This is a genomic window from Asticcacaulis tiandongensis, assembly GCF_006475605.1.
Classification (GTDB): domain Bacteria; phylum Pseudomonadota; class Alphaproteobacteria; order Caulobacterales; family Caulobacteraceae; genus Asticcacaulis; species Asticcacaulis tiandongensis.
Map to the genome: position 1 here is coordinate 383216 of NZ_ML636837.1, position 25551 is coordinate 408766.

General features: G+C 53.4%; 25 protein-coding genes. 7 read left to right on the forward strand and 18 right to left on the reverse strand.

The window, feature by feature from the left end; all coding sequences use genetic code 11:
• Nucleotides 1–43 precede the first annotated feature (43 nt).
• The 6 genes from E5201_RS01730 to E5201_RS01755 form a co-directional block, all read right to left on the reverse strand.
• The gene (locus E5201_RS01730; RefSeq protein WP_140984272.1) at nt 44–1621 is read right to left on the reverse strand and encodes a YifB family Mg chelatase-like AAA ATPase; all 1578 of its coding nucleotides are present in this window, start codon (nt 1619–1621) and stop codon (nt 44–46) included.
• 166 nt (nt 1622–1787) lie between these two features.
• Nucleotides 1788–2744, reverse strand: coding sequence for a glutathione synthase (gene gshB / locus E5201_RS01735; RefSeq protein ID WP_140984273.1), 957 nt, complete (start codon nt 2742–2744; stop codon nt 1788–1790).
• A 72-nt stretch (nt 2745–2816) separates the two neighbouring features.
• Complete coding sequence (locus E5201_RS01740) at nt 2817–3191, reverse strand: YraN family protein (RefSeq protein WP_140984274.1); 375 nt, start codon at nt 3189–3191, stop codon at nt 2817–2819.
• On the reverse strand, nt 3188–4045 hold the full coding sequence (gene rsmI / locus E5201_RS01745) for a 16S rRNA (cytidine(1402)-2'-O)-methyltransferase (protein ID WP_140984275.1): 858 nt from the start codon (nt 4043–4045) through the stop codon (nt 3188–3190). Before rsmI ends, E5201_RS01740 begins: the two co-directional genes overlap by 4 nt.
• Before the next feature lie 36 nt (nt 4046–4081).
• Entirely contained in the window at nt 4082–4699 is a 618-nt protein-coding gene (locus tag E5201_RS01750; RefSeq protein WP_140984276.1) for a hypothetical protein, read from the reverse strand.
• A 58-nt stretch (nt 4700–4757) separates the two neighbouring features.
• Nucleotides 4758–6773: a potassium transporter Kup gene (locus E5201_RS01755; protein WP_140984277.1), complete on the reverse strand. Its 2016-nt coding sequence runs from the start codon at nt 6771–6773 to the stop codon at nt 4758–4760.
• A gap of 160 nt (nt 6774–6933) precedes the next feature.
• On the opposite strand from E5201_RS01755, the gene E5201_RS01760 reads away from it, so the two are divergent.
• Both E5201_RS01760 and E5201_RS01765 read left to right on the forward strand, forming a co-directional pair.
• On the forward strand, nt 6934–7353 hold the full coding sequence (locus E5201_RS01760; protein WP_140984278.1) for an Rrf2 family transcriptional regulator: 420 nt from the start codon (nt 6934–6936) through the stop codon (nt 7351–7353).
• Between the two features lie 74 nt (nt 7354–7427).
• Nucleotides 7428–8222, forward strand: a complete 795-nt coding sequence (locus E5201_RS01765; protein ID WP_140984279.1) for an SDR family NAD(P)-dependent oxidoreductase — start codon at nt 7428–7430, stop codon at nt 8220–8222.
• Nucleotides 8223–8227: 5 nt separating this feature from the next.
• On the opposite strand, the gene E5201_RS01770 is transcribed toward E5201_RS01765, so the two are convergent.
• Nucleotides 8228–8908 carry a YggS family pyridoxal phosphate-dependent enzyme gene (locus tag E5201_RS01770; RefSeq protein ID WP_140984280.1) on the reverse strand — a complete coding sequence of 227 codons (681 nt, stop codon included), beginning with the start codon at nt 8906–8908 and terminating at the stop codon, nt 8228–8230.
• On the opposite strand from E5201_RS01770, the gene E5201_RS01775 reads away from it, so the two are divergent.
• Nucleotides 8902–9537 (forward strand): thiamine phosphate synthase, encoded by a 636-nt coding sequence (locus E5201_RS01775; protein WP_246050350.1) that lies wholly within the window; start codon nt 8902–8904, stop codon nt 9535–9537. The two genes, E5201_RS01770 and E5201_RS01775, sit on opposite strands and share 7 nt — an antisense overlap.
• On the opposite strand, the gene E5201_RS01780 is transcribed toward E5201_RS01775, so the two are convergent.
• Complete coding sequence (locus tag E5201_RS01780; protein WP_246050351.1) at nt 9534–9959, reverse strand: NtrZ family periplasmic regulatory protein; 426 nt, start codon at nt 9957–9959, stop codon at nt 9534–9536. The two genes, E5201_RS01775 and E5201_RS01780, sit on opposite strands and share 4 nt — an antisense overlap.
• 436 nt (nt 9960–10395) lie before the next feature.
• Here E5201_RS01780 and E5201_RS01785 point away from each other — a divergent pair, with 436 nt between their 5' ends.
• The 4 genes from E5201_RS01785 (at nt 10396) to holA (ending at nt 15149) form a co-directional block, all read left to right on the forward strand.
• Nucleotides 10396–10890 carry a DUF3576 domain-containing protein gene (locus E5201_RS01785; protein WP_140984281.1) on the forward strand — a complete coding sequence of 165 codons (495 nt, stop codon included), beginning with the start codon at nt 10396–10398 and terminating at the stop codon, nt 10888–10890.
• 106 nt (nt 10891–10996) lie between these two features.
• Nucleotides 10997–13570, forward strand: a complete 2574-nt coding sequence (leuS, locus tag E5201_RS01790; RefSeq protein WP_140984282.1) for a leucine--tRNA ligase — start codon at nt 10997–10999, stop codon at nt 13568–13570.
• A 3-nt stretch (nt 13571–13573) separates the two neighbouring features.
• Entirely contained in the window at nt 13574–14083 is a 510-nt protein-coding gene (locus E5201_RS01795; RefSeq protein WP_140984283.1) for a hypothetical protein, read from the forward strand.
• 13 nt (nt 14084–14096) lie between these two features.
• Nucleotides 14097–15149, forward strand: a complete 1053-nt coding sequence (gene holA, locus E5201_RS01800) for a DNA polymerase III subunit delta (protein WP_140984602.1) — start codon at nt 14097–14099, stop codon at nt 15147–15149.
• On the opposite strand, the gene E5201_RS01805 is transcribed toward holA, so the two are convergent.
• From E5201_RS01805 to hemE, 10 genes are all read right to left on the reverse strand, one after another.
• Nucleotides 15146–16018, reverse strand: coding sequence for a ParB/RepB/Spo0J family partition protein (locus tag E5201_RS01805; RefSeq protein ID WP_140984284.1), 873 nt, complete (start codon nt 16016–16018; stop codon nt 15146–15148). The genes holA and E5201_RS01805 overlap by 4 nt on opposite strands.
• A 32-nt stretch (nt 16019–16050) precedes the next feature.
• The gene (locus E5201_RS01810; protein ID WP_140984285.1) at nt 16051–16911 is read right to left on the reverse strand and encodes a ParA family protein; all 861 of its coding nucleotides are present in this window, start codon (nt 16909–16911) and stop codon (nt 16051–16053) included.
• A complete protein-coding gene (gene rsmG / locus E5201_RS01815) occupies nt 16874–17536 on the reverse strand; it encodes a 16S rRNA (guanine(527)-N(7))-methyltransferase RsmG (RefSeq protein ID WP_342774698.1) in 663 nt (220 codons plus the stop codon). Before rsmG ends, E5201_RS01810 begins: the two co-directional genes overlap by 38 nt.
• Nucleotides 17533–19398: a tRNA uridine-5-carboxymethylaminomethyl(34) synthesis enzyme MnmG gene (mnmG, locus tag E5201_RS01820; RefSeq protein ID WP_140984286.1), complete on the reverse strand. Its 1866-nt coding sequence runs from the start codon at nt 19396–19398 to the stop codon at nt 17533–17535. The genes rsmG and mnmG overlap by 4 nt, the downstream gene beginning before the upstream one ends.
• 119 nt (nt 19399–19517) lie before the next feature.
• The gene (gene mnmE, locus E5201_RS01825) at nt 19518–20846 is read right to left on the reverse strand and encodes a tRNA uridine-5-carboxymethylaminomethyl(34) synthesis GTPase MnmE (protein ID WP_181404505.1); all 1329 of its coding nucleotides are present in this window, start codon (nt 20844–20846) and stop codon (nt 19518–19520) included.
• A 20-nt stretch (nt 20847–20866) separates the two neighbouring features.
• Entirely contained in the window at nt 20867–21118 is a 252-nt protein-coding gene (locus E5201_RS01830) for a DUF6489 family protein (RefSeq protein ID WP_140984288.1), read from the reverse strand.
• A 47-nt stretch (nt 21119–21165) separates the two neighbouring features.
• Complete coding sequence (gene rho, locus E5201_RS01835) at nt 21166–22512, reverse strand: transcription termination factor Rho (RefSeq protein WP_140984289.1); 1347 nt, start codon at nt 22510–22512, stop codon at nt 21166–21168.
• Nucleotides 22513–22744: 232 nt separating this feature from the next.
• Nucleotides 22745–23200, reverse strand: coding sequence for a CopD family protein (locus E5201_RS01840; RefSeq protein WP_140984290.1), 456 nt, complete (start codon nt 23198–23200; stop codon nt 22745–22747).
• A 2-nt stretch (nt 23201–23202) separates the two neighbouring features.
• Nucleotides 23203–24159 (reverse strand): ferrochelatase, encoded by a 957-nt coding sequence (gene hemH / locus E5201_RS01845; protein WP_140984291.1) that lies wholly within the window; start codon nt 24157–24159, stop codon nt 23203–23205.
• A gap of 1 nt (nt 24160) precedes the next feature.
• Nucleotides 24161–25186 carry a uroporphyrinogen decarboxylase gene (gene hemE, locus E5201_RS01850; RefSeq protein WP_140984292.1) on the reverse strand — a complete coding sequence of 342 codons (1026 nt, stop codon included), beginning with the start codon at nt 25184–25186 and terminating at the stop codon, nt 24161–24163.
• Between the last annotated feature and the right edge of the window lie 365 nt (nt 25187–25551).

Below are 25551 nucleotides of genomic sequence, written 5' to 3' on the forward strand. Positions count from 1 at the left end.
ATCTGAGAGGCCTTGTTTTAAACGAAAAACATTAATAAGCCGCTCACGAAGCCGACAGGCTATGCGGTATTTTGTTATTATCCATGCCCTCTTTAGTCGTGGCGCGACGATAAATCAGGGCCTCGGCTATATGGCGTCGTAAAATCGGCGTCGCCTCTCCGCTCAGAGCGCTTTCAAGGTCAGCAATAGTACGCGCCAGACGTACACAGCGTGTCCAGCCCCGCGCACTAAGACCCGATTGTTGAGCCGCCTGCATCAGAAGCGTTTTGGCGGCCTCATCCAGAGGCGCGATGCGTTCCAGTGCTGAACCCGACGCCGTCGCATTAATCGCCTGTGAAACCCCTAACCCCAGAGCGTTCGCACGTTCCGCCTGAAGGCTTCGCGCCGCCGCGACCCGTGCCGCAACCTCGGCTGAACCTTCGGCAGGAGACGGTAAGGCCATATCAGCCACAGTTACCGGCGGCACATCGATTTGCAGATCAATGCGGTCCATCATTGGGCCGGACACACGGCCCTGATAATCGCGCTGGCATTTTGGGGCTTTACCGCAGGCCCCCTTGCCTACGCCGCCCATACCGCAACGGCAGGGGTTCATCGCCGCAACAAGCTGCACCCGTGCCGGATAGCGGACATGATGATTGGCGCGGGCGACAATAACTTCATGTGTTTCAAGGGGTTGGCGTAGCGCATCCAAGGCTTGGGGGGCATATTCCGGAAGCTCATCCAGGAAGAGTACTCCGTTGTGCGCTAAAGACACCTCACCCGGTCGGGCGCGTAAACCCCCACCGGTCAGGGCGGCCATACTGGCGGAATGATGCGGGGCACGAAACGGTCGCTCACGCGTCAATTCGCCTTTTTGCAGCAGGCCTGCCATTGACCATACCTGAGAGGTTTCAAGCAGCTCCGCAGCGGTTAGGGGGGGTAATATTCCAGGCAACCTCTGGGCCATCATCGATTTTCCTGATCCGGGAGGGCCGACAAACAACAGGTTATGCCCACCGGCGGCGGCAATTTCGAGCGCCCGTTTGGCCATCTCCTGCCCTTTGACTTCCTTAAGGTCGGGTGTGTGCGCCGGCGTAATAACTTCGCCCGCCAACGGCGGATTCAATGGCGCATGGCCTTTGAAGTGATTGATCAGGGCAATCAGAGATTTGGGGGCCAGAATGGATATATCACCTGCCCATGCCGCCTCTGAGCCATTAGCCTCGGGACAAATCAGGCCCATGCCAAAACCAGACGCCGCAATGGCAGCAGGTAAGGCGCCGCAAACCGGTGCAATCTGGCCATCGAGCTTCAGTTCACCGACACAGACATAGCCGCTCAGGGCATCCTGAGGAATCAGCCCCATCTCCACCATAAGTGCTAAGGCAATAGGCAGGTCGTAATGCGACCCTTCCTTGGGCAGATCAGCGGGTGACAGATTGACTACAATGCGTTTGCCGGGAAGGCTCAGGCCCATACCGGCAAAGGCCCCGCGCACCCGCTCACGGCTTTCGGCCACGGCCTTATCGCCCAGACCCACAACAACAAAGGCAATATTACCGGAGGTAAGCTGCACCTCGGCTTCTACGCGATGCGCTTCCGCCCCCTCAAAGGCAATGGTCGTGATGCGCGCCGGCATAATGGCTTCCCCCCGCTTAGATAATCCACCCGTGTTATTATCCACAAGCTAGCGAGAGAAAAAAGACAAATCAAGAACAAAATTAGAACGGATGGCGATCTTATGTGATCACACTCTGATAACATCGCCGCAATTGTCAAATTATCAGGATTTTTTCCTTTTAATTCTATGCCTTATTTGTGGATAATTTCTGTTCTATCGCTTGCCAGAGATGTTCACCCGCGTCGATATTTTCAAAGGTCTTAAGCTGAACGGCACCGGTTGGCGAGGTCACATTAATCTCGGTGAGATAGTCGCCGATCACATCCAACCCGACGAACATCAATCCTTTTTCGCGCAATACCGGCCCGACCTTGGCGCAGATTTCCAGATCACGCTCGGTCAGGGTCGTCGGCACAGCCGTACCCCCTACCCGCAGGTTAGAACGTACCGCATCTTTTTCCGGTACACGGTTGATCACACCGACCACCTCACCGTCCACCAGAATGATGCGTTTATCGCCTTGAGATACGGCGGGAATATATTTTTGCAGCACCAGAGGTTCGCGGCTGATGGAGGCATGAAGCTCAATCAGGGCATCGAGATTACGGTCGCCCGCCGTCAATTTGATAATACCTGATCCCGCTGCCCCATGCAGCGGCTTAAGGATTACGTCACCATGGCGCGCATGAAAATCACGCAAAGCGACCGGATCGGCACTGATCAGGGTCGGCGGCTGTACGCCCTCAAAACGCGTGGCAAAAAGCTTTTCCGGACTGTCGCGCACAGCGGCTGGATCATTGACCACAAGGGTTTTCGGGTGAATGGTCTCAAGGATATAGGTGGCGGTAATATAGGCGATATCAAACGGCGGGTCCTGACGCATCAGCACGACATCGATATCTTCACCGAGATTGAGCGTTTCAAATTCACCGGCGGTGACATGGTCGCCCTGAATATTGCGCAAACTTACCTGACGTGCCCGCGCAAAAACCTTACCGTCTTCAAGCGACAGATGCTGAGGATCATAGGCCCACAACTGGTGTCCGCGTGCCTGCGCCGCCAACATGAGTAAAAAGGTTGTATCTCCGGCGATATTGATCTTTTCGATTGGGTCCATCTGAACGGCAACGCGTAGCGACATGAGGCAACTTTCTTATTCCAACCGGAGAGATTTTATATGTAGCCCCGAAGCCTGCCGACACAAGGGGTAAGTTTACACACCCTCATGAAAGATATTGCGAATATGCCTGGGCCAGCCGCGTTTCGGCAGCACATAGAGATCGATCTCAAGGTCGAATTTGCGCAAATTCCCGCGTCGCTCAATCAGCTTTAGCGCCGCCTGCCGTAAACGTGCCTGTTGTACCGGTCCGGTGGCATGAAGCGCTTCGAGAACACTTCGGCGCTGTTTGACCTCAATCACCGCAAGGCGCTTGCCCTTCTGGGCCAGAATATCAATCTCGGCTTCCGGTGTTTTCAGGCGAAACCCCAGAATCCGGTAACCTTTGAGCATCAGGTGAAGAAGTGCGATATATTCGCTGAAATGTCCGCGCCTGTGGGCCTTAAGACCTGTCGCAGAACGGCTCTTCATGCCTTCAGTTCCAAAGCGCGTTTATAGACATCTTTACGCGGGAGGTTGAAACGCGCGGCGATTTTGGCCGCTGCCTCGGACGGCGGCATATCGGTAAGGGCGGCTTTCAGAGCCTCTTCCAGATCGTTTTCAGATGGTACAGAAGCTTCGGCCGGGCCGATCAGGACAACAATTTCCCCCTTTGGTTCCATAAGTGCCGGATTGGTCACCAGTTCACTTAGACGCCCGCGCACACAGGTTTCATAAAGCTTGGTCAGTTCCCGACACACTGCCGCTTCACGGTCACCGAGAACGGTGAACATGTCCTTCAGGCTGTCATTCAGGCGTGGGCCGGTTTCAAACATCACCACCGTCGCCGCCAGATGCTGAAAGTCGCTGAAGAAGGTCTGACGTGCCGCCGATTTATTCGGGACAAAACCGGCAAACATGAAGCGGTCCGTAGGTAGACCGGCCAGACACAGCGCCGCCATCACGGCCGACGCGCCGGGAAGCGGGTGTACCTTTGCGCCAGCCTCAAGCGCTGCATTGACCAGACGAAATCCGGGATCAGAAATCAGCGGCGTTCCGGCATCCGATACCTGCGCCACCACCGCCCCGCCTTTCAGGCGTTCAACCACCTCTGGTATAACACGCGGCCCCGCATGATCATCGTACCTGAGGAGGGGTTTTTTAAGGTCATAGGCCGACAAAAGCTTGCCCGTCACCCGCGTATCCTCACACAGGATAATATCTGCGGCCCTGAGCACATCGAGCGCCCGCAAGGTAATATCCCTCAGATTGCCAATCGGCGTGGCGACAATGTACAGGCCGGATTCGACAGAACGGGGTGAAGGCGCAAACAGGGTTTCAGTCATAGGCTATCTAAACCGCCACGCCCCTCTTGGAAAAGCCTAAATCACACCCAGACAGGTGCGCGTGATCTGCTTACGGACATTTTCGCTCAGGCGCACACCAGTGACTTGCCAATCGAGCAGGTTGGTACGCGAAATCATCAGATAGTGGGAGTCTTTACCATTCTGCCGGATCAGGTACTGACGGGTGTTGAGCGCGCCATAATGGATGCGCGGATCAGGCTTGAAACCGGAGGTCACCGGTTCAGGCTTCAGGGAACGGATCAGGGTCGAAAAACCCTTGGGCTCCCCTAATGTCTGGGCACACAAATGCAGATCAAGCGGTGCAGAGGCTTCGACAACCGGCGCCACCTCATCGCCCATACCGACAAGGTTTTTGCTCTTGTCCCACAGGTTTTTAAACACGCCCTTTTTCGGGGCGCTTTCCTGAACCGTAAGCACCGGCGCTTCGATCAGCCCCTCACTGTCACGATACAGACGATCGGTTATGGCGCTGGATTTGATGAGGGCAGACAGCTCCGACGTTCGGCCCGCTTCAGCGTGACGGATAACGTCTCTGGCCACGGTCTGGGCGCGGTAAACATCATAACAGACGACACCACCGACCATAACCACAAGCACCCCAAGCCCTATCAGGCGACCGCGCCATCTGCTCATGCCAAATCCCTCCGCATGCTCCGTATCCTAAGGCATAATTCGGTAAAACTATGACCGCCTATACCGATACCTGCGTCCCCATCTCAACCACGCGGCCCGGCGGAATATGGAAGAAGTCCGTCGGATTGGCGGCATTACGCATCAGGAAAATAAACAGCTTGTCCTGCCACAGAGGCATACCGGAATTGGCCGCCGGTACCACAGAACGCCGCCCGAGGAAGAAGCTGGTGGCCATGATGTCGAATTTCAGTCCCTGCTTGCGGCATAGGCCTAATGCCTTTGGCAGGTTCGGGCTTTCCATAAAGCCGTAATTGATGCTGACCTTTTTGAAATCCTCATCCAGACGCTCAATCATTACGCGCTCGGATTCATGTACGCGCGGCACATTGAGCGTCTTGACCGACAGGATAATGTTTTTCTCATGCAGCACCTTATTGTGTTTAAGGTTGTGCATCAGAGCCACCGGTGCCGCCTCAGAATCCGAGGTCAGGAAAATGGCCGTACCCGCAACCCTGTGGGGGGGACGGCTTTTGAGCATTTCCACCAGATCGGTAAGCAGGACACTCTCTTTACGCGCCTTGTCAAACAGGATTTGCGAGCCACGCACCCATGTCGCCATAATGGTGAACAGGCCTGCGCCAATCAGGATCGGTAACCAGCCACCAGAGAAAAAGCGCAACGAATTGGCCGTCAGGAAGGCCATATCCAGCAGCAGGAACGGAATCATAAAGGCCAGTACCTTTGCCCAGTTCCATTTCCACATCTGGCGCATGACAATAACCGCCATCAGGGTAGTCACCGCCATGGTGCCACAGACCGCCAGCCCATAGGCATGGGCCAGAGCTGAGGATGTCTGGAACCCGACCATGACCACCAGAACACCGACCAGCAGCATGGTATTGAGCTGCGGCACATAAATTTGACCCGACTGTGTTTCGGAAGTCCGCAACACCGTAAGGCGTGGTAACAGACCCAGCTGAATGGCCTGCTGCGTCAGGGAAAAGGCACCGGTAATCACTGCCTGTGACGCAACCACAGTCGCCAGACCGGCAAACAGAACCAGAGGTAAGCGCAAGGACAGTGGTGCCATTTCAAAGAACCAGTTTCGTTCCTCAAAGGCAATGCCACTGAGTTCAGACTGGATCAGGACGTCAAAGGCAAAGGCCCCCTGCCCCAGATAGTTCAGCACCAGACAAGGCAGGACAAAGAACGTCCAGGCCGCCTGAATCGGCCAGCGTCCGAAATGACCCATATCCATGGTCAGAGCTTCGGCCCCGGTGACGGTCAGAAACACCGCCCCCATGACCAGAAAACCAGCCAGACTATGTTCGGCCAGAAACTTCACGGCATAATAGGGATTAAACGCCAGAAGGATTTGCGGCTGATCAATCAGCTTATAGACCCCTAAAGCCCCCATTATCGCAAACCACAGAATGCAGACCGGTGCGAAAAAGAAGCCCACCTTGGCGGTGCCACGGCTTTGGATCATAAACAGAGAAATCAGCAAGGCACCGGCAATCAGCAGCACGACCTGACCATTAATAGCATGTTCAAGCGCCGGAATGGTTCTCAGGCCCTCAACAGCCGCCATAACGGACATGGCCGGTGTAATAACCGCATCGCCATAGAACAGAGCCGCCCCTATGACCCCCAGAATAAAAATAATGCGTGTCCGTTTGCCCAGTGCCCGTTGCGCCAGAGCCATCAATGACAGGACGCCGCCTTCACCATTATTGTCGGCGCGCATGATGAAAAAGACATATTTCACCGTCACAACCAGTATCAGCGCCCACAGCGCCAGAGACACGACGCCAAGGATTTCGGCACGCGTCACGCCGTCTGTGGCCGCAATATGCAGGGCTTCCTTGAAGGCATAGAGCGGACTGGTGCCAATGTCACCAAACACCACCCCCATAGACCCAAACGCCAGCACCCAGAATCCGGCACCACCGGATTTATGGGTACCGTGAGGGGGCTGATGGGGAGGGGTCGGAGCGCTGGCGCCATCTATGAGGTCCGCTGCCGACGAAACTTCAGGCGCATTAGGGGGCGTATCAGGGGTAACGCCAGTCATATAAACTCTCCTGAAGACCAGACACACAGGATATCAACGGGGTCTTCGCTTGAACGCGGCGCTCCATACGCCCATTTATAGGGGGTTTCAACCTCAAAGCTGTGACGGATGTGACCTGCCCCTAGGAATGCTCATCAAAATACCTTAACAATAAACCGATATGTCAGACAGTCAGAAATTTCCCGTAGCGGCACATACCCTCGCCTATCTGGCGCACAGGGGCGCCTATGCGCGTGAGCAGGCGGTCTCAAGCTCGGTTCTGGCATCCTCTATACCGACCAATCCCGTGGTTATCCGGCGCATGACGACACAACTGGCCAAGGCCGGTTTTGTCGCTACCTGCTCAGGCGTCTCAGGTGGTACATGGCTTTTGCGACCCGCTGAAACCATTACGCTTGATCAGGTCCTGCGCGCGGTTGACGGTTGCGCGCATCTTGGCAGCACACCGGCAGGGGCCAAGGGCTGTCCCGTCGGTCAGGCCATCCCCAAGGCCGTTAGTCTGGCCATGAAAAGCGCCGACACCGCCGCGGTCGAGGCCCTGTCTAAAATCACCGTGGCTGATCTGATAAGCCAGATATAAAGCGCTTGCCATTGAAACGCTTATCGTGTTGGCTGATCCAAAATACTGACAGATAACCAGAAACGGCTCATCACATGCGACGACTTGCCCTCATCACCGGTGCCTCAAGCGGTATAGGTCTGGCACTGGCACGCATCTATGCATCAAACGGCTGGGACGTAGTTCTGACCGCTCGCCGTCAGGAGCGGCTGGAAAAGCTCAGTGAGGAAATTCGCCTGCGCTTTGGCGTAGAGGCCCATACGGTTGTCGCTGATCTGGCTGATCCGGCGTCAGTCGATAAGATACTGGCCTTTGTTGCTGGTCTCGGTCGCACCGTAGACGGACTGATCAATAATGCCGGTTACGGCCTGCATGACGGCTTTGTCGGTAATGCCTTTGAGACCCATCAGGCCTTTATGCAGGTTCTGATGCTGGCCCCTACACAGTTGGCGCATCGCGTCCTGCCGGACATGATTGGTCAGAAATTCGGTCGGATTCTTAATGTCTCGTCATTGGCATCCTATTTGCCCGCTTCGCCGTCAACCACCCTCTATGCGCCCGCCAAGGCCTATCTGACGACTTTTTCGCAGTCCCTACATCTTGAAACCCGAGATCATGGTGTGCACGTCACCGCTCTGTGCCCCGGTTTCACCTATTCCGAATTCCACGACGTCAATGGTTCGCGCGCGAAAATCAGCGCCAATGTGCCGGACTGGATGTGGATGGGGGCTGACGAGGTGGCACGTGAAGGCTATCAGGCCTGCGAAGCCAATCGCGCCATCTGTGTGCCAGGCGCACCTAACAAGGCATCCGCGGCCGCACTTAAGGTCTTACCCGACGACTGGAGTCTTGAGATCATCAGCCGACAGGTCAATCGCATTACGCGGTAACGGTTTTATCTGTAACCGAAAATCGCGGTACCCACCCGGATTTCTGTTGCCCCGAAGGTGATGGCGGTCTTGAAATCATCGCTCATGCCCATGCTTAAGGCCCTAAGGCCATTGCGTTCGGCAATCTTACGTAACAGGGCAAAATAAGGCCCGCGTGGCCCCTCAACCGGCGGAATGCACATAAGGCCTTCAATTTTAAGCGCAAAATCGGTCTGCACGGTTTTGATAAACCCATCAGCGTCCTGAGGCAGGATACCGGTCTTTTGCACCTCTTCGCCAATATTCACCTGAATAAAGAGCCGTGGGCAGCGCCCCTGTTTCTGGGCTTCATCAGCAATGGCACGGGCAATCTTTTCCCGATCGACGCTTTCGATACAGTCAAAAAAGCCTACAGCTTCGGCGGCCTTGTTACTTTGCAGCGGGCCGATCAAACGCAGATCAAGATCAGCATAATCACCCCGCACCTCACCCCAGCGCTGCATGGCTTCCTGAACGCGATTTTCACCAAACTGGCGCTGACCGGCTTTGAGCACCGGTTCAATCACCTCCCAGGGCTGGTTTTTAGAAACCGCCGTCAGACGTGCCGCCTCCGCGCCGCGTCCGCTCTGACGCAAAGCTTTTTGCATATCACGAACAATGCGCGCATAATTGGCAGCGGAGTCTGTCGCAGGTTGCTGAGATGACATATAAAACCCGTTTCGCTTTTTTAATGAACCGCGCCAAAGACATAGCCCGCCACGCCCATATGTCCAGCCCCCGCGCTGATTTGCCGTGCCTGTATTTCTTTACAGATCCCGTCCGCACCCCTCATCCCGAAGACATCGCCGCGCATCTGCCCGAAGGATCGGCCATCGTCTATCGCCATTTCGGTGACCGGCATGCGCCGGCACACGCCCGTGTCCTGCATGGGCTGGCAAAGGAAAAGAACCTTTATCTCTTGATCGGCAATGATGCGGAACTGGCGCTTGAAGTTGGGGCAGCAGGCATGCATCTGTCGGAAAGTCATCTTAAAGATGCGGTAAACCTGCGCACGCTTTATCCGGCCTTATGTCTGACCGGTGCCTGCCATAAGGCTGAGGCCTTAAAACAGACCGAGATCACCGCCCTTGATGCGATTTTCGTTTCACCTGTCTTTCCAAGCCACAGTCTGTCAGCGGTCGGCAAACCGGCATTGGGTCTGAAAGGCATAGAAGAGGTCTGTGCCTTAAGTCCTGTGCCGGTAATGGGTCTAGGGGGGATTACAGCCGATAACGCGCATTTATTGAGTCAAAGCGGTCTGTCCGGCTTTGGGGCAATCGACGCGTTTAAACCTTAGAATTTAAAGGTGGTTTCCAGACGCACGCGCGGCTGCTTTTCTTCGCCAACCGGATCCTTGGGCTGAAGGCCCTTAGTCTTTTCACCGAAACCGACCGTACCGCCGACGCGGACAGACGGTGAAATCTTATAGAAGGCACCAGCATCGACATCATTCCAGCCACTTGGGCGGGACTCTTCTTCGGTGACATCCAGCTTAAGACCCCAGCGGCCTTTCAGAGACCATTGGTAAATCTTGTTGGTTGGGCTGGCATTACCGGAATCTTTTTGCGTACCTGCGCCCGTCGTCAGGCTAAGGGCTGCTGCCGGTGATGAGGCTTCGGTTGCTCGTGTGGTTTTATTTGATTGCGCATAGGCAGGCAGAGCGCTTCCGGCAATCGCCAGAGCCGCAACCGGCGCTATTAATGACACAATCTTTTTCATCACACCAACAACTTGCTTCGTCTTTATGACCGCTTCACAACAGAAGCGCTTAATAGTCAGGGCATGCGCATTATATAGGTAATGTTACGGTTTTATGTACCGTCGACAACCCGTTTCCTCCGCAGCCCGCATATCTTATGCCGTTAATCTGGCTTTGATATGTCAATTTCCGATTAAGACGGATTACGGGATTACGTCAAATTAATTGAACGAATTTTGCCTCATCCGTCAATTTCGCGCATTTATTGTGTTCAAATGGTCACGCTCAATATCACAGAGACGACCCTTTTGCCCCATAAGTGTCTCAATTTGATGCGAGCAAGGCTAAATGAATCTCTTGTCAGACCCCCGCTTGGGCGTGCTATAGAGCATTCCGGTACGTATGAACGGCCATATATGGCGCAGATATAAAGATTTTTTGCGGAGCGATCACTCTATGACGAAGACGGTTAAGGCTGTGCTGACTATGGGCGTTGCGGCCCTGGCCCTGAGCCTTGGGGGATGCCTCGGCTTCGGCCAGAAGAGCGACACAACGCTAACCGATGCACCGCGCTCCGGTTTGTTTGGTTTTGGCGGCAGCAAAAGCACGAATACGAATGCCGATGCCGGTATTGGCGTAAACGCCTATCTGTGGCGCGCTTCGCTGGATACGATTTCCTTCATGCCTTTGGCTTCGGCTGATCCCTGGGGCGGCACGATCATTACTGAATGGTATGCCAACCCTGAAAAGCCTGATGAGCGCTTCAAGGCCACCATCTATATTCTCGATACGCGCCTGCGCGCTGATGCACTGAATGTGTCGCTCTATAAGCAAGTCAATAATGGCGGGCAGTGGGTGGACACCGCCGTCACCGCTCAAACTCAGATCGATATTGAAAACGCCATCCTGACCCGCGCCCGTCAGTTGCGTCTTTCGGATGTCCGTAACTAAGTCCGTACTTTTACGGATTTTACCCTTTGTTTTAAAAGGAGCGCTCAGGGCCCGTCGGCTCTGGCGCTCTTTTTCAGTTTTAACCCGTATCCCGGCCTGTTCCTGAATGTCACGTTACAATCCAAAAGAAACCGAACCTCGCCAGCGCAAAAGATGGGATGACGCCAACGTCTTCCGCACACGCTCGCCTTCTGAAGCCGGTGACAGGCCAAAATACTACGTTCTGGAGATGTTTCCCTATCCATCGGGTCGCATCCATATGGGCCATGTGCGCAACTATGCCATGGGCGATCTGGTAGCGCGTTTTAAACGCGCGCGCGGTTTCAATGTTCTGCACCCTATGGGGTGGGATGCCTTCGGTATGCCGGCAGAAAACGCCGCCATGGAGCGTGGCATCCATCCCAAGGGCTGGACCTATGACAATATCGCCAATATGCGCGCCCAATTGCAGCAACTGGGACTTTCGATTGACTGGTCGCGTGAATTTGCCACCTGTGACACCACCTATTACGGCCAGCAACAAAAGTGGTTTCTCGACCTCCTTAAGCATGATCTGGTGTACCGCAAAGAAAGCACCGTCAACTGGGATCCGGTCGATAATACGGTTCTGGCCAACGAGCAGGTCATTGACGGTCGCGGCTGGCGCTCAGGCGCTCTGGTCGAAAAGAAAAAGCTGACCCAGTGGTTCCTGAAGATCACTCAGTATGCGGATGATCTGACCGAAGGGCTTGAAACGCTTGACCGCTGGCCGGACAAGGTGCGTCTGATGCAGTCGAACTGGATCGGGCGGTCCAAAGGGCTGAAGTTTAAATTTGCCTTTGCAGATCAAGCCCCTGAAGGGTTTTCAGACGGCCTTGAGGTCTATACCACTCGTCCGGATACCCTGTTTGGTGCAGGCTTTGTCGGTATTGCCGCCGACCATCCGCTGGTTAAATCCCTGCCGCAAACCCCTGAGCTTGAGGCATTTCTGGCCGAAGTTAAAAAAGGCGGCACCACTCAGGAAGAAATCGATACCGGTGAAAAGCTGGGTTTCAATACCGGTCTCAAGGTCGCCCATCCGTTCAAGGCCGGTGAGACTCTTGATGTCTGGATCGCCAATTTCATTCTGATGGACTATGGCACCGGCGCGATCTTCGGCTGTCCAGCCCACGATCAGCGCGATCTCGATTTCGCCCGTAAATATGATCTGCCGGTCGTTGAAGTGGTTCTGCCGCCTAATGCCGACGATAGCTTTAAGGTTGAAAACGAAGCCTATACCGGTCTTGGGACGCTATTCAATTCTGACTTCCTCAACGGTTTAGACATCGAAGCCGCCAAGGCAGAGGCCATTGCCCGTATCGAAGCCGCAGATGCCGGTCAGGGCGCGACGATCTATCGTCTGCGAGACTGGGGGGTTTCGCGTCAGCGCTATTGGGGGTGTCCGATCCCTGTCATCCATTGTGACGATTGCGGGGTCGTACCCGTACCTGACGATCAGTTGCCGGTAAGCCTGCCTGAGGATGTGACCTTCGACGTGCCGGGCAATCCGCTGGATCGTCATCCGACCTGGAAGCATGTTAACTGTCCAACCTGTAACAAGGCCGCACGTCGGGAAACCGATACGCTGGATACCTTCGTCGACTCCTCTTGGTATTTTGCGCGCTTCACCTCGCCACATTCCAATCAGCCGATCGATAAGGCCGCCGCTGATTACTGGCTGCCGGTTGATCAGTATATTGGTGGGATTGAACACGCCATCCTGCACCTGCTCTATTCGCGCTTCATTACCCGCGCCCTGCACACCTGCGGCTATTTGAGTGTCAAAGAACCCTTTGCTGGTCTGTTTACGCAAGGCATGCTGACACATGAAACCTATAAGGCACCCGGTGGGGAATGGGTTGATCCGTCAGATGTCGATATCACTACCGAAGGTGATAAGCGTAAGGCCGTACGTTTGTCGACCGGCGAAGACCTGAAGATTGGCGACATTGAAAAAATGTCGAAATCGAAGAAAAACGTCGTCGCCCCTGAAGACATCTTCCAGACCTATGGCGTTGACGCGGCGCGCCTGTTTGTATTGTCCAACTCACCGCCTGAACGCGATGTGCAATGGACGACCGGCGGTGTTGAAGGCTCATGGCGCTTTACGTCGAATGTCTGGGCGGAATTTGACCGCCTGCCTGAGGGCGATGTGGCCGCCACAGACGAGGCTGCGGCACTCGAGCTACGCAAAGCCGCTCATAAGGCCATCAAGGCCGTTACCGAAGGCTTTGAAGCCTTCCGTTTTAACTCGGCCATCGCCAAGCTTTATGAATTCGTCAACACACTGCGCGCCTCTGACATCGCCAAAACCGGTACTGACGCCCGTCGTGAGGCCCTGACCATTCTGGCGGGCCTGATCGCCCCCATTACCCCGCATCTGGCCGAAGAAGGCTGGGCGCGCCTGGGATATGAGAGCCTGATCGCCGAAGCGGACTGGCCAGCATTTGATCCGGCTCTGGCTCAGGACGATGTTTACGTCCTGCCTGTGCAGGTCAATGGCAAGAAACGTGGTGAACTTTCGGTACGAATAGGCGCCAGCGAAGATGAAATCCGTCAAATGGCACTTGAAGATGAAACCGTTAAGCGACATCTTGAGGGCGTTACCGTTCGTAAGGTCATCGTCGTTCCGAACCGTATCCTCAACTTTGTCGTAGGATAAATCATGCGCCGCCTTCAACGCCGTCATCTGCTGGGTTTCATGGCTGGTCTTACGGCCCTTACCGGACTGACGGCGTGCGGGTTCACCCCTATCTATGCACAAAAAGATCTTGGGCTGAAACTGGCGCATATAGATCTGGTGACCCCTGAGACGCGCACCGGTTACTTTGTGCGTAACCGGCTTGTCACCACGCTCAATATCAATGAATCCGAACCCAAACTCTACCGCCTGACCGTTACCCTGCGCGAAAGACGCTATGATGTCGGCCTTCAGGTCGATGATACAGCCGTTCGTGCCGAAATTTCAAACGCCGTTACCTATACGTTGACAGATATTAAAACACGTCGGGTCATTACCCGTGGAAACTTCGTGGATACAACGACTTACGACACATCCAATCAATCGCCTTATGTCGGAGTCGTGGCCCAGAAGGACGGTCAGGAACGCGCGGCCATAAGTGTCGCTGATCGCATTCATTCCGAACTGGCGCTTTATTTCCACGGTCAGCAATAGTCCTTATCCCGTCATGAAGCTGGTCAAGCGGCCTGAAATTGAAGCCTTTCTTAAGCAACCGCCTGCGGATATCTGCGCATGCCTGATTTACGGTAAGGATCGCGGTCAGGTCATTGAGCGCGGCGATATTCTGGCACGACGGATAGTCGCTGACCCGAAAGACCCGTTTAACGTCTCGCTGTTGACCGATTCTGATATTGATGCCGATCCGGTGCGCCTTGAGGATGAACTCCAGGCACAGTCTTTAATGGGCGGGCGTCGACTGGTGCGCCTGAAGTTCTTCTCCGAAAAGGCCTCACTGGATAAGGCGGTCGCTGCAGCACTTAAAAGCCATCTTGGGGGCAGCACCCATTCAGATACTTTTTTTTTAATTGAGGCCGGTGGTCTCGGGACAGATTCTGCCATCAGGCGGCTGGCTGACGCCGATAAGGCCATGACGTCGATTGCCTGCTACGAAGATGAAACTGGCGACGTTATTCGCATGGCACGGGAAACTCTGGCGAAAAATGAAGTCGCCCTCACCCCTGACGCAATGGATATGTTTGCCAACCGCTTACCGCGTGAGCGTGGCGTAGCGCGTCAGGAAATCGAGCGCCTGTGCCTGTTTATCGGGCCAGGGTCTAAAAAGACGCTGGATGCCAAAGAGTTACAGGATTTTCTGGGCGTTGAGCCCGAAGCCTCGCTCTATCAGGCGGCTCTTGAGGCCTTTGGTGCCAAAATGGCTCCGGCTCAGGCCGGTTTACGCCGCGCTTTTGCCGAAGGTGAAAGCGGGATTGACGCGTTACGCGCCCTGAACGCACATCTTATCAAGCTCAGACTTATACAGGCACAGATTCAAAAGGGCATAGACGCCAAACAGGCCGCAAAAGCTGCCGGTGTATTCTGGAAACAGGAAGCCGAGTTTCTGCGACAGGCGCGCAACTGGTCAGACCATCTGATCGACGGCCTGTCCAAAGAACTTATTGATACCGATAAGCTGTGCAAGACGACCGGAATGCCTGATCTTCTTATCGCTGAACGACTCTATATGAGCATTGCCGGACGCGCGAAAAGACTGGGTCTTTAAGCCTGCATCAGACGGCGACACAGATCATCAAGCTGTTCGAGATTAGCGTAGCTCAGGCGCAGTTCGCCCTTACCGCCGCGATCATCCAGCTTAACATTCAGACCCAAAATTTCCTGTAAGTCCTGTTCCAGCGCCTGCGTATCAGCATTAGGCTGTGACTTGGCGCGAGCCGATTTTGTCGCAGATCCACTCTGACTATCACGCGACAGCGCCTCGGCCTGCCGTACAGACAGACCCTTCTGTATGATCAATTCGGCCAATTCTTCGGCATTATCGGCTGTGGCAATGGCCCGCGCATGCCCACTGGTCAAACGCCCATGTAGCACATGATCCTGAATGGTTTCAGACAAGGCCAGCAGGCGCAGCGTATTGGCGACATGGCTACGGGATTTTGAAACCACTTGCGCGACGGCATCCTGTGTACGGCCGAAACGCTCCATCAGCGCGCGATAGGCACGCGCCTCTTCGATAGGATTAAGGTCTTCGCGCTGAACATTCTCGATGATACCGATTTCCAGCACCTCAAGATCATCCAGTTCACGCACCAGCACCGGAACGGTTTTAAGACCCGCCTTCTGTGAGGCCCGCCAGCGACGTTCACCGGCAATGATCTGAAAACCCTGTCCAACCGGTCGTACCAGTATCGGCTGAAGAACACCCTTCTCACGAATAGACGCGGCGAGATCATCTATTTCAGCTTCTGAAAACAGGCGGCGCGGCTGATCAGGATTAGGCTTTAATAACTCAATCGGCTTTTCAAGGCTTTGGGCGCGAAATTCAGCAGCTTCAGGCATATCCGGAATATTGGCCTGATTGTCCCCTAAAAGAGCCGACAAACCACGGCCCAAACCTCTTTGTTTTTCCGACATAGCTATATCCGTTTTTATTCAGGGAAAGATGTTCAGGCAGCGTGCATTTCGCGGCGCTGCTTTTCACGTGAAACCAGTTCACGTGCCAGCTTCAGATAGGCCTGCGATCCGGTACATTTCAGATCATAGATCAGAGCAGGCTTACCAAAGGAAGGGGCTTCGGACACCCGAACATTACGCGGTATGACTGTCTCATATACCTTGTCGCCAAAGTGGCTGCGCACATCATTGGCCACGTGTCCCGACAGAGCATTACGACGGTCGAACATGGTCAGAACAATGCCCTGAAGTTCAAGCTGAGGGTTCAGGCTGCCACGCACCAGATCAATGGTGCGCATAAGCTGACTAAGGCCTTCAAGTGCAAAAAACTCACATTGCAAGGGCACCAGCACTGCGTCTGCGGCGCTCATGGCATTGACGGTCAAGAGATTCAGTGAGGGCGGGCAGTCAATGAGGATATAACTATAGTTTACGCTGCCTTCGCGGCTCTGGTTTTCGATGGCGTCACGCAGTCGGTATGACCTGCGGTCAGCCTGACTAAGCTCAATTTCAACCCCCGACAGATCGGGATCGGACGGCAGAATAGACAAACCCGGCACAGAGGTTTTTATGGCAGAGTCATCGATAGATTTCTGATCGACGATCACATCATAAATGGTCGTGGTACGGGCCGATTTCGGCACACCCAGTCCCGTTGAGGCATTGCCCTGTGGGTCCATATCGATCAGCAGAACCGTCTCGCCGACCGCCGCCAGAGCTGTGCCAAGATTAATGGCCGTTGTGGTTTTACCCACTCCACCCTTCTGGTTGGCAACCGCAAGCACCCGCGGCAAAGGTTTCGTGAGCTGAGAAGAATTATTTGACACGACGCACGCTCCGAATATGTACCACATGTCCCCGTTTATCGCTCAGGGATGTAAAACTGTCCGCCTCAAATCGCCACTGTTTGCGTGCCTCTGTGAGTTCGGCCTCTATGTTCTCACCCTTGAGAAACCAGCCCTCAGCGCCTCTGGCAAAAAAGGTTTCAGCATAGCCCAGCAGCTTCGGCAAAGGCGCCATTGCTCGCGCGGTAACGATATCTACGTTTAGTGAAACCTTTTCCGCCCGCTCATTGATGACCGTTGCCGGCAACTGAAACTTTTGCACAATCTCGCTCAAAAAGCGACAGCGTTTCTGCAAAGAGTCCACCAGATAAACGTGACCTGCCGTCTCTTGTGCATCTGACATATGCTTCAAAAGCATAGCCAATACCACACCGGGGAAACCAGCCCCCGCCCCAAGATCAGCCCAGCGCCTTGCCTTAGGCGCATGGTTCAACAACTGCGCACTATCAAGGACATGACGTGACCAATAGTTGGGTAAAGTGGCTGGACCTACCAGATTCATCACCTCATTGCGTTCAGACAACAACATGTGAAACTGATGAAGCTCCTGAAGCGCTTCCTGTTTCACGTGAAACACTAGCTGTGCAGCCATTTCCTGCGCCGTCATGGGGACGGTTTCATCAAAATTATTCATGCTACAGCTGATTTCCGATTACGGACATAGTGCAACAGGGTTGTCAGCGCACCCGCCGTCATACCTTCGATACGATTGGCCTGACCCAGGGTGACTGGGCGCACACGTATCAGTTTTTCACGTATCTCATTCGACAGTCCCCCAATGGAGGCATAGTCGATGTCCTCAGGTAAGCTCAGGTTTTCATCTTTACGGAACGCTTCAATCTCAGTTTTTTGCCGCACGAGATAGCCTGCATATATGGCGTCCGTATGTACCTGTTCAAAGATAGACTCTGACCAATCACGGATTTGCGGCCATATGGCTTCAAGCTTTTGGCGATAGCAACTATCATAGGATAGCAGCTGCATCATATTACGCTTTTGCCCGTCAGCATTAACGTGGATGCCATAAGCAACGGCTTCATTCGGTGTAATTTTCAGTTCTTGAGCCAGCTGACGGGCCTGAGCCAGCGCCTCTTTCTTGGCAAGCCAGTGCATCTTGCGTGTTTCGCTCAGGATACCCAATTTCAAACCAATATCTGACAAACGCTGATCGGCATTATCCGCCCGTAGCATCAAACGGAATTCGGCCCGACTGGTGAACATACGATAGGGTTCGGTCACTCCCTTGGTCACCAGATCATCAATCATTACCCCGATATAGGCCTCATCACGCCCAAGTATGACCGGACTATAGCCACCCGCGTGTGCAGCGGCATTGAGACCAGCCATCAGACCCTGCGCCCCCGCCTCTTCATATCCGGTGGTGCCATTAATCTGACCGGCAAGAAACAAGCCCGGAAGCTTTTTCAGCTCCAGTGTTGGATAAAGCTCACGCGGATCAACATAGTCATATTCAATAGCGTAACCAAAACGCTTGATGACCACCTCTTCCAAACCCCGAATAGTGCGGAGGAAGGCCTCTTGAGTCGCTTCGGAAACCGAGGTCGAAATGCCGTTCGGATAAACCGTATCATCGTCATAGCCCTCAGGTTCCAGAAAGACCTGATGACTGTCCTTATCGGAAAAGCGTACAACCTTATCTTCAATGGACGGGCAATAACGTGGACCGCGGCCCGACAAGTAACCACCATAGACAGCTGACTCCGTCAGGCGGTCATTAATAATACGGTGGGTTTCAGCGTTCGTATAGGTGATGCCGCATTTAATCTGCGGCCGATCAATACGGGTGGTCAGAGTTGAAAATGGTACAGGCGGTTGATCGCCTTCCTGGGATTCGAGAATGTCCCATTTGATCGTTTTGCCATCGAGACGTGCAGGCGTGCCAGTTTTCAGACGTCCCATATCGAGCTTCAGGTCATAAAGCTTTTGCCCTAAGCCGTTAGCCGGCTCATCGCCCATTCGGCCAGCGGCGATACGTTTTTCGCCGATATGGATAATACCCCTCAGAAAAGTACCGGTCGTCAGGACGGTTGCTTTTGAGCGATATTCTGTACCCTTGGCATCGATGACACCAATCACCTGATTGCCCTCTAGGATCAGGTCTTCGACAGCCGCTTCGATAATGCTCAGATTTTCAGTCTGAGACAATTCAGCCTGCATGGCTTCACGATAACGCTTACGGTCAATCTGCGCTCTTGGGCCGCGCACAGCTGGACCTTTGGAACGATTGAGCATTTTGAACTGAATACCGCCGATGTCAGCCATCCGGCCCATTACGCCATCAAGGGCATCTATCTCGCGTACCAGATGCCCCTTCCCTAACCCACCAATGGCCGGATTACAGGACATCTCGCCCAGAGTCTCAAAGCGATGCGTCAGTAAAAGAGTCTTTGCCCCCATACGAGCCGAAGCAGTCGCCGCTTCGGCACCGGCGTGACCTCCGCCGACAACAATGACATCCCAAAATAATGAGGACATAGAGTAAGACACCTTTTACGGAATGATTGCGCCCCTATAGCAGACCCAGACCTTACGGTCGAATCCCGAAAGGTTAATCTCCCCGTTTTTTACCGCGCCGGTGTTTCACGTGAAACACTCTATTTACCAATACAGAAGCTCGAGAAAATATGATCCAGTACCTGCTCAACATCTGTCCGTCCGAACAAAGCATCAAAACCGGAAACGGCCTGGCGTAAATCTTCTGCCATTAGTTCCGGTGTATCGAACCCTATCTGAAGGGCGCGCGTAAGTGCCGCGTCGACTTCACGCAAGCGTTCAACATGGCGCTCACGCGTCGCTGCCGGAAAAGTGTTGAGCGACAAGGATCGCTCAAGATGAGTCTGCAATGCGGAGACAAGTGTTTCAAGGCCTGTGCCTTGCATTAGATCGGTGTGATAATGCTCAAGACCTTTGGCTTTGGCAAATATATCCAGAGCAGAGTCTTCACCATCCTTATCGGCCTTATTGGCAATCAGATAATCCCCTTTGATAACGTCATAAAGGTCCGCTTCGAATGGCTCGGAACTATCGATTACCCAAAGACGCAGATCCGCCGTTTCTCCCCTTAAGCGCGCGCGGCGTATACCTTCGGATTCCACAAGATCGGAAGTCTCGCGCAATCCCGCCGTGTCGTAAATCAAGGCCGTATAGGCACCGAGCCTGATAGGTGATTCAATCACATCACGCGTTGTACCGGCAATAGGCGTGACAATGGCGGCATCAGTTTGCAGCAGGGCATTGAACAGGCTCGATTTCCCAGCGTTAGGCTTACCCATAATGGCAATACGATAGCCTTCGCGAATTTGACGGCCCCTCTGGGAGTCCTGAAGGCCATCCGCAATTTCACTTTTTAGCTGAGCGATATCGGCGGTAATTCGATCGCTTAGGCTTTGAGGGATATCTTCATCTGGAAAGTCCACCAACGCTTCTATATGCGCCAGTATAACAATCAGGCGCGCGCGCCAGTCAGTATACCGCGCTTTGAAACCACCGCCCAGTTGGGTCAAAGCCTGCTGACGCTGCGCTTCAGACTCAGCTTCAACAAGATCGGAAATGGCTTCAGCCTGAGTCAGGTCAAGCTTTCCGTTTTCAAACGCCCTACGTGAAAACTCCCCCGCCTCCGCGTGCCTTAGTCCAAGATCACGTAACACGGCGTAAAGCTTATCCAATACGGCCAAAGAACCATGCACGTGAAACTCAGCACAGTCTTCACCCGTGAAGCTTTGCGGACCTTTAAAAAAAAGTGTCAGGGCTTCGTCGATCAGTTTTGAGCCCGCCTTAAGCTGACCAAAGCTGGCAAACCGTGGCTTCGGCAAACGACCCAACAAAAGTCTTACAACCTCGGCAGATTGCGAACCCGATACCCGAATAACCGCCACACCAGCACGGCCCTGCGCTGATGCCAAAGCAAATATAGTCTGTTTCACGTGAAACACTGTTCCTGAATTTAAGGCGCTTTAAAGCCACCCATACCAGCGGTTGCCGCCGATTGCATCAGTTTCATAAACTGATCCTGCGCCTGAACACCAAAGCTCGACCAGGTCTTGAGAATTTCTTCAGGCTGCATCTGGTTAATATTTTGTTCAACCCGTTGCTTCATTTGATCAACCATAAAGTCATTCAGGGTCTCGACATTTGGTAAGCCCAAAAAGGTGCGGGCTTCCAACGGCGTGCATTCAATATCAATCGTAACCTTCATGACCTGATCCTGTAAAAAAACGGGGCCGGTTAAACCGACCCCCCTTCTTATGTATTCATGCTTTGGAAGAATTCGCCATTGTTTTTAGTCTGCCGAAGCTTATCGATCAGGAACTCAATCGCATCCTGTGCTCCCATCGGATTTAGGATACGGCGCAAGACATAGGTCTTTTGCAGGTCGGAACGGTCAACCAGCAGGTCTTCCTTACGCGTACCGGATTTAAGGATATCCATGGCTGGGAAGACGCGCTTGTCTGCAACCTTACGGTCCAGCACGATTTCGGAGTTACCTGTACCCTTGAATTCTTCGAAGATAACTTCGTCCATCTTGGAGCCGGTATCTATCAGGGCCGTGGCAATGATCGTCAGAGAGCCACCTTCTTCTATGTTACGCGCCGCACCAAAGAAACGTTTAGGGCGTTGCAAGGCATTGGCGTCAACACCACCAGTCAGTACCTTACCCGATGATGGCACAACCGTATTATAGGCACGTCCAAGACGCGTGATCGAGTCGAGCAGGATGACCACATCGCGTTTGTGCTCAACCAGACGCTTAGCCTTCTCGATGACCATTTCCGCCACCTGAACGTGACGCGTCGCCGGTTCGTCAAAGGTCGAGGAGATAACTTCACCGCGCACGGTACGTTGCATGTCCGTCACTTCTTCGGGGCGTTCGTCGATCAGCAGCACCATCAGGTAACATTCAGGATGGTTAGCGGCGATGGACTTGGCGATATTTTGCAACATCACCGTCTTACCCACACGTGGCGGCGCCACGATCAGACAACGCTGGCCCTTACCCAGAGGCGCAACAATATCGATGATCCGGCCCGAACGATCCTTAAGGGTCGGATCGTCAATTTCCATATGCAGACGCTCATCCGGATAGAGCGGCGTCAGGTTATCGAAATGCACCTTATGGCGGATCGCCTCAGGGTCTTCGAAATTAATCGTCTGGATTTTAGACAGGGCAAAATAGCGCTCACCCTCACGCGGCGAACGGATCGGACCTTCGACCGTATCGCCAGTACGCAGGGCATGACGTCGGATTTGCTGCGGGCTGACATAGATATCATCCGAACCCGGCAGATAATTGGCTTCGGGCGAGCGCAGGAAGCCAAACCCATCCTGAAGCACTTCTATAACGCCGGAACCGGTGATCTCTACCCCTTCTTCGGCCAGAACCTTCAGGGTCGCAAACATCAGATCCTGCATCCGCAGGGAGGCCGCGTTTTCTACCCCGATTTGTTCGGCAAAGGCCAGCAGGTCCGCAGGCGATTTGTCCTTCAGTTCCTGAAGTGACATTTTCTCGGCATTAGCGTTTTCAGAATCCTCGTCTGTGGTTTCTTCAACCGGCAACTCGAATTCGGCTTCGTCTTGTGTCTCGTCAGACATGGCTTACTCTCTCAAACAGGGTCCATCAGACGCAAAAACGGATTCGTTGCGACGAAAAACCTATCTATTTTCAATTCCTTAAGAAGGAATCGTTTAAATTATATCGGATGGGGCCTTTAGACCGTGAGAACCACGGGGCCATGTGACCGCGACTTAAACCCAGATATTAAAAATCCGGAACGCGGCATTCTTTCTCCAGATACAACTGAAAACGCGGGTTAGCAAACAAAATTCAGCGGTTAAAAAATTCGAGCGTCACGGCCATGACCATAATAATCGCCAGAACAAACGGGATTTCATTAGCGATACGCCAGAATTTTTCAGTGCCAATGAATTCGCCACGTTGCAATTTCTTGAATCGCGCCGCCAGCACATGATGCCAGCCGGTAATGGCCACCACCCCAATAAGCTTCACAATAAACCACGGCTGATGAAAAATGCCCCATCCGGTACGCTGAGTGACATTGACCCAGATGAGCGCCACACCAAAGACCCATGCGGCTATCATGGCCGGATTCATAATCAGGCGCAAAAGGTTGCGCTCCATCACCTTAAAGACGTCCGTAACGACCGGTTGGTCACTGTGTTTTATGTGGTAGATAAAAAGCCGCGGCAGATAGAGCAAACCGGCCATCCACGCAATGATCGCCAGAATGTGCAGACCCCGAAACAGATCATACAGGTTCATCTCTATACCCCCTTACCGATTTGGCTCAGAACTTCATCCGCCAGCGCAGTGATAAACCCTTTGTCTGTCCCCAGAGCCGGAATGCGGTGATAGGCTCTGGCCCCCGCCTCTTCGGCCAGTTCGCGATACTCGATATCAAGTTCTACAAGGGTTTCAATATGTTCGGAAACAAAGGCAATCGGCACCACGACCGGAATTTTGCCCGCCGTAACGGTCTCTATTATGGTTTCGTCTGTAGAAGGCCCTATCCATTTCAGCGGCCCGACACGGCTTTGATAACAGATCAGGTGATCGATAGGCATCCCAAGATCAGCTATAATCGCCGCCACGGTCTGCTCAACCTGCTGCTGATAGGGATCACCGGCCAGAATGATCTTTTCGGGTAAGCCATGCGCCGAAAACAACAATCGGTGTTGTGAGACATCAAGTCCCTCAAGACCTTTACGGATAAGATTAATATGGGCCGCAATGAACTTAGGGCTTACCGGATAGTCTTTAATATATCTGACAGGGGCCTTGCCTTTGTAGTGCTTTTTAAAGTCGACAAAGGCCGTTTCAGTCGTCGTCGTTGAGAACTGCGGATAAAGCGGCAGAGCGATAATTTCATCCGCCCCCCACGCCTCAAGATCACTAATCGCTTCCGAGATAAACGGATGCCAGTAACGCATACCGATAAAGGTCTTGAATTCGGCCTGACCCGTTGCGTTCAGTTCAACCTCAAGCGCATTAGCCTGATCCTGCGTCAGCGCGACAATCGGCGATCCGCCACCCATCAGGGCATAGTTAGCCTGAGCTGACTTTTCGCGTCGTGTTGAAATCAGCCAGGCCACCGCCTGTCGAAAGCCGGCCGGCAAGCCAATAATGAAAGGATCGCTGAACAGATTATACAGAAATGGCCTGACATCAGCCTGAGTCAGAGGCCCGCCCAGATTAAACAGAACGACCGCAACTTTTTTCACCTTAACCTCTTATGCGTTTAAGGGTCTGTTCGACGTGAGCAATCGGCGTATCCGGAAAGATGCCATGACCGAGATTGAATATATAAGGCCCCTGCCCCCACGCCTCAAGCAGACGATCAATAGCGGCATCAAGCGCCTTACCACCCGAACGTAAGACGACCGGATCAAGCGCCCCCTGAATGGGTCTGATTTTCTGCAATGCCTGGCCAAGCTCAAGCGGTGTTGCCGTCCCGAGCGCCTGAGCCTGAATATCGACAGCTTGTGCATACTGAAGCGAACACGCCTCAGCCCCACGCGGAAAACCGATGACTGGCAAATTCACACCCAGTTCGCGCACACGGGCAATCAAACGCTTATGCGGTTCAATAACCAGTTGGGCGAACAAGGGATCAGGAAAACCCTCAGCCCAGCTTTCGAAGATCTTCAAAACCTGTGCCCCTGACTGCGCCTGCATCAGAAGATATTGTGCTGAGGCCTCGATAACGACATCTAAAAGCTGCGACACAAGTTCGGGTTGCTCATAAACAAAACTGCGGATCAGCGACCGGTCATGAGCTTTGCGGCCATTCAGCATATAGGTCATGACAGTCCAGGGCCCGCCACAGAAACCGATCAGTGTCGTTTCCTTAGGCAATTCCGAACGCAGTATCTTCAGGGTTTCACCGACTTTAGCCAGATACGCCCCCGCCGAGCCTGCCTTATCGGCCATAAGCGCCATAGGCGGTAAGTCACCCAATATGGGGCCCTCACCCGCTTCAAACCGTACATCCTGACCAAGGGCCATAGGGATGACGAGAATGTCTGAAAACAGAATAGCCCCGTCCATGCCATAGCGTCTTACGGGTTGCAGGGTCGCTTCAGCGGCTTTTTCAGGGTTGAGACAAAAGCTAAGAAAATCAGGTGTTGTCGCCCTGAGTTCGCGATATTCCGGAAGATGGCGTCCCGCTTGACGCATAAACCAGACAGGGGGCGTTTTCAGTGTTTGACCTGAAAGAACGGATAACAGAGGTGGCATAGGTTCCGACATAGGTCAACTCATAGGCTTAAGGCTGAATGACCTCAATCTAATAATAGAAATATAAATAGATTGAAGAGGTAGTAGAGGGCTTAAGAGTGCGGAAAATCGTCGCAGCCGTAAGACTTATATCTGGTTTTTCACAGCCATATCTTAACAGAATCTTAATTTTCCAAAGGCTGTGAAATGTTTGGATAATTAACTAATCGTTAGGAATCCTTAACAAAAATTTAAAGTTAAATTTGCGTAAATTTTTATGGTTAATGTTTTCTTAACATACCCACAGAATGTCAGACCGGATTATCCCGATTTTACGACCATGGGGAAAACGATGGGGTAATCCGAGGGCTTATTAACGCTCATCCTCAGGCCTTGCA

What these genes read in the sequence shown, in the direction of transcription:
- E5201_RS01730 (WP_140984272.1), bottom strand. Translation starts at nt 1,621, where the DNA reads ATGCCGGCGCGCATCACGACCATTGCCTTTGAGGGGGCGGAAGCGCAT.
- gshB (WP_140984273.1), bottom strand. Translation starts at nt 2,744, where the DNA reads ATGTCGCTACGCGTTGCCGTTCAGATGGACCCAATCGAAAAGATCAAT.
- E5201_RS01740 (WP_140984274.1), bottom strand. Translation starts at nt 3,191, where the DNA reads ATGAAGAGCCGTTCTGCGACAGGTCTTAAGGCCCACAGGCGCGGACAT.
- rsmI (WP_140984275.1), bottom strand. Translation starts at nt 4,045, where the DNA reads ATGACTGAAACCCTGTTTGCGCCTTCACCCCGTTCTGTCGAATCCGGC.
- E5201_RS01750 (WP_140984276.1), bottom strand. Translation starts at nt 4,699, where the DNA reads ATGAGCAGATGGCGCGGTCGCCTGATAGGGCTTGGGGTGCTTGTGGTT.
- E5201_RS01755 (WP_140984277.1), bottom strand. Translation starts at nt 6,773, where the DNA reads ATGACTGGCGTTACCCCTGATACGCCCCCTAATGCGCCTGAAGTTTCG.
- E5201_RS01760 (WP_140984278.1), top strand. Translation starts at nt 6,934, where the DNA reads ATGTCAGACAGTCAGAAATTTCCCGTAGCGGCACATACCCTCGCCTAT.
- E5201_RS01765 (WP_140984279.1), top strand. Translation starts at nt 7,428, where the DNA reads ATGCGACGACTTGCCCTCATCACCGGTGCCTCAAGCGGTATAGGTCTG.
- E5201_RS01775 (WP_246050350.1), top strand. Translation starts at nt 8,902, where the DNA reads ATGACATATAAAACCCGTTTCGCTTTTTTAATGAACCGCGCCAAAGAC.
- E5201_RS01770 (WP_140984280.1), bottom strand. Translation starts at nt 8,908, where the DNA reads ATGTCATCTCAGCAACCTGCGACAGACTCCGCTGCCAATTATGCGCGC.
- E5201_RS01780 (WP_246050351.1), bottom strand. Translation starts at nt 9,959, where the DNA reads ATGAAAAAGATTGTGTCATTAATAGCGCCGGTTGCGGCTCTGGCGATT.
- E5201_RS01785 (WP_140984281.1), top strand. Translation starts at nt 10,396, where the DNA reads ATGACGAAGACGGTTAAGGCTGTGCTGACTATGGGCGTTGCGGCCCTG.
- leuS (WP_140984282.1), top strand. Translation starts at nt 10,997, where the DNA reads ATGTCACGTTACAATCCAAAAGAAACCGAACCTCGCCAGCGCAAAAGA.
- E5201_RS01795 (WP_140984283.1), top strand. Translation starts at nt 13,574, where the DNA reads ATGCGCCGCCTTCAACGCCGTCATCTGCTGGGTTTCATGGCTGGTCTT.
- holA (WP_140984602.1), top strand. Translation starts at nt 14,097, where the DNA reads ATGAAGCTGGTCAAGCGGCCTGAAATTGAAGCCTTTCTTAAGCAACCG.
- E5201_RS01805 (WP_140984284.1), bottom strand. Translation starts at nt 16,018, where the DNA reads ATGTCGGAAAAACAAAGAGGTTTGGGCCGTGGTTTGTCGGCTCTTTTA.
- E5201_RS01810 (WP_140984285.1), bottom strand. Translation starts at nt 16,911, where the DNA reads ATGTGGTACATATTCGGAGCGTGCGTCGTGTCAAATAATTCTTCTCAG.
- rsmG (WP_342774698.1), bottom strand. Translation starts at nt 17,536, where the DNA reads ATGAATAATTTTGATGAAACCGTCCCCATGACGGCGCAGGAAATGGCT.
- mnmG (WP_140984286.1), bottom strand. Translation starts at nt 19,398, where the DNA reads ATGTCCTCATTATTTTGGGATGTCATTGTTGTCGGCGGAGGTCACGCC.
- E5201_RS01830 (WP_140984288.1), bottom strand. Translation starts at nt 21,118, where the DNA reads ATGAAGGTTACGATTGATATTGAATGCACGCCGTTGGAAGCCCGCACC.
- rho (WP_140984289.1), bottom strand. Translation starts at nt 22,512, where the DNA reads ATGTCTGACGAGACACAAGACGAAGCCGAATTCGAGTTGCCGGTTGAA.
- E5201_RS01840 (WP_140984290.1), bottom strand. Translation starts at nt 23,200, where the DNA reads ATGAACCTGTATGATCTGTTTCGGGGTCTGCACATTCTGGCGATCATT.
- hemE (WP_140984292.1), bottom strand. Translation starts at nt 25,186, where the DNA reads ATGTCGGAACCTATGCCACCTCTGTTATCCGTTCTTTCAGGTCAAACA.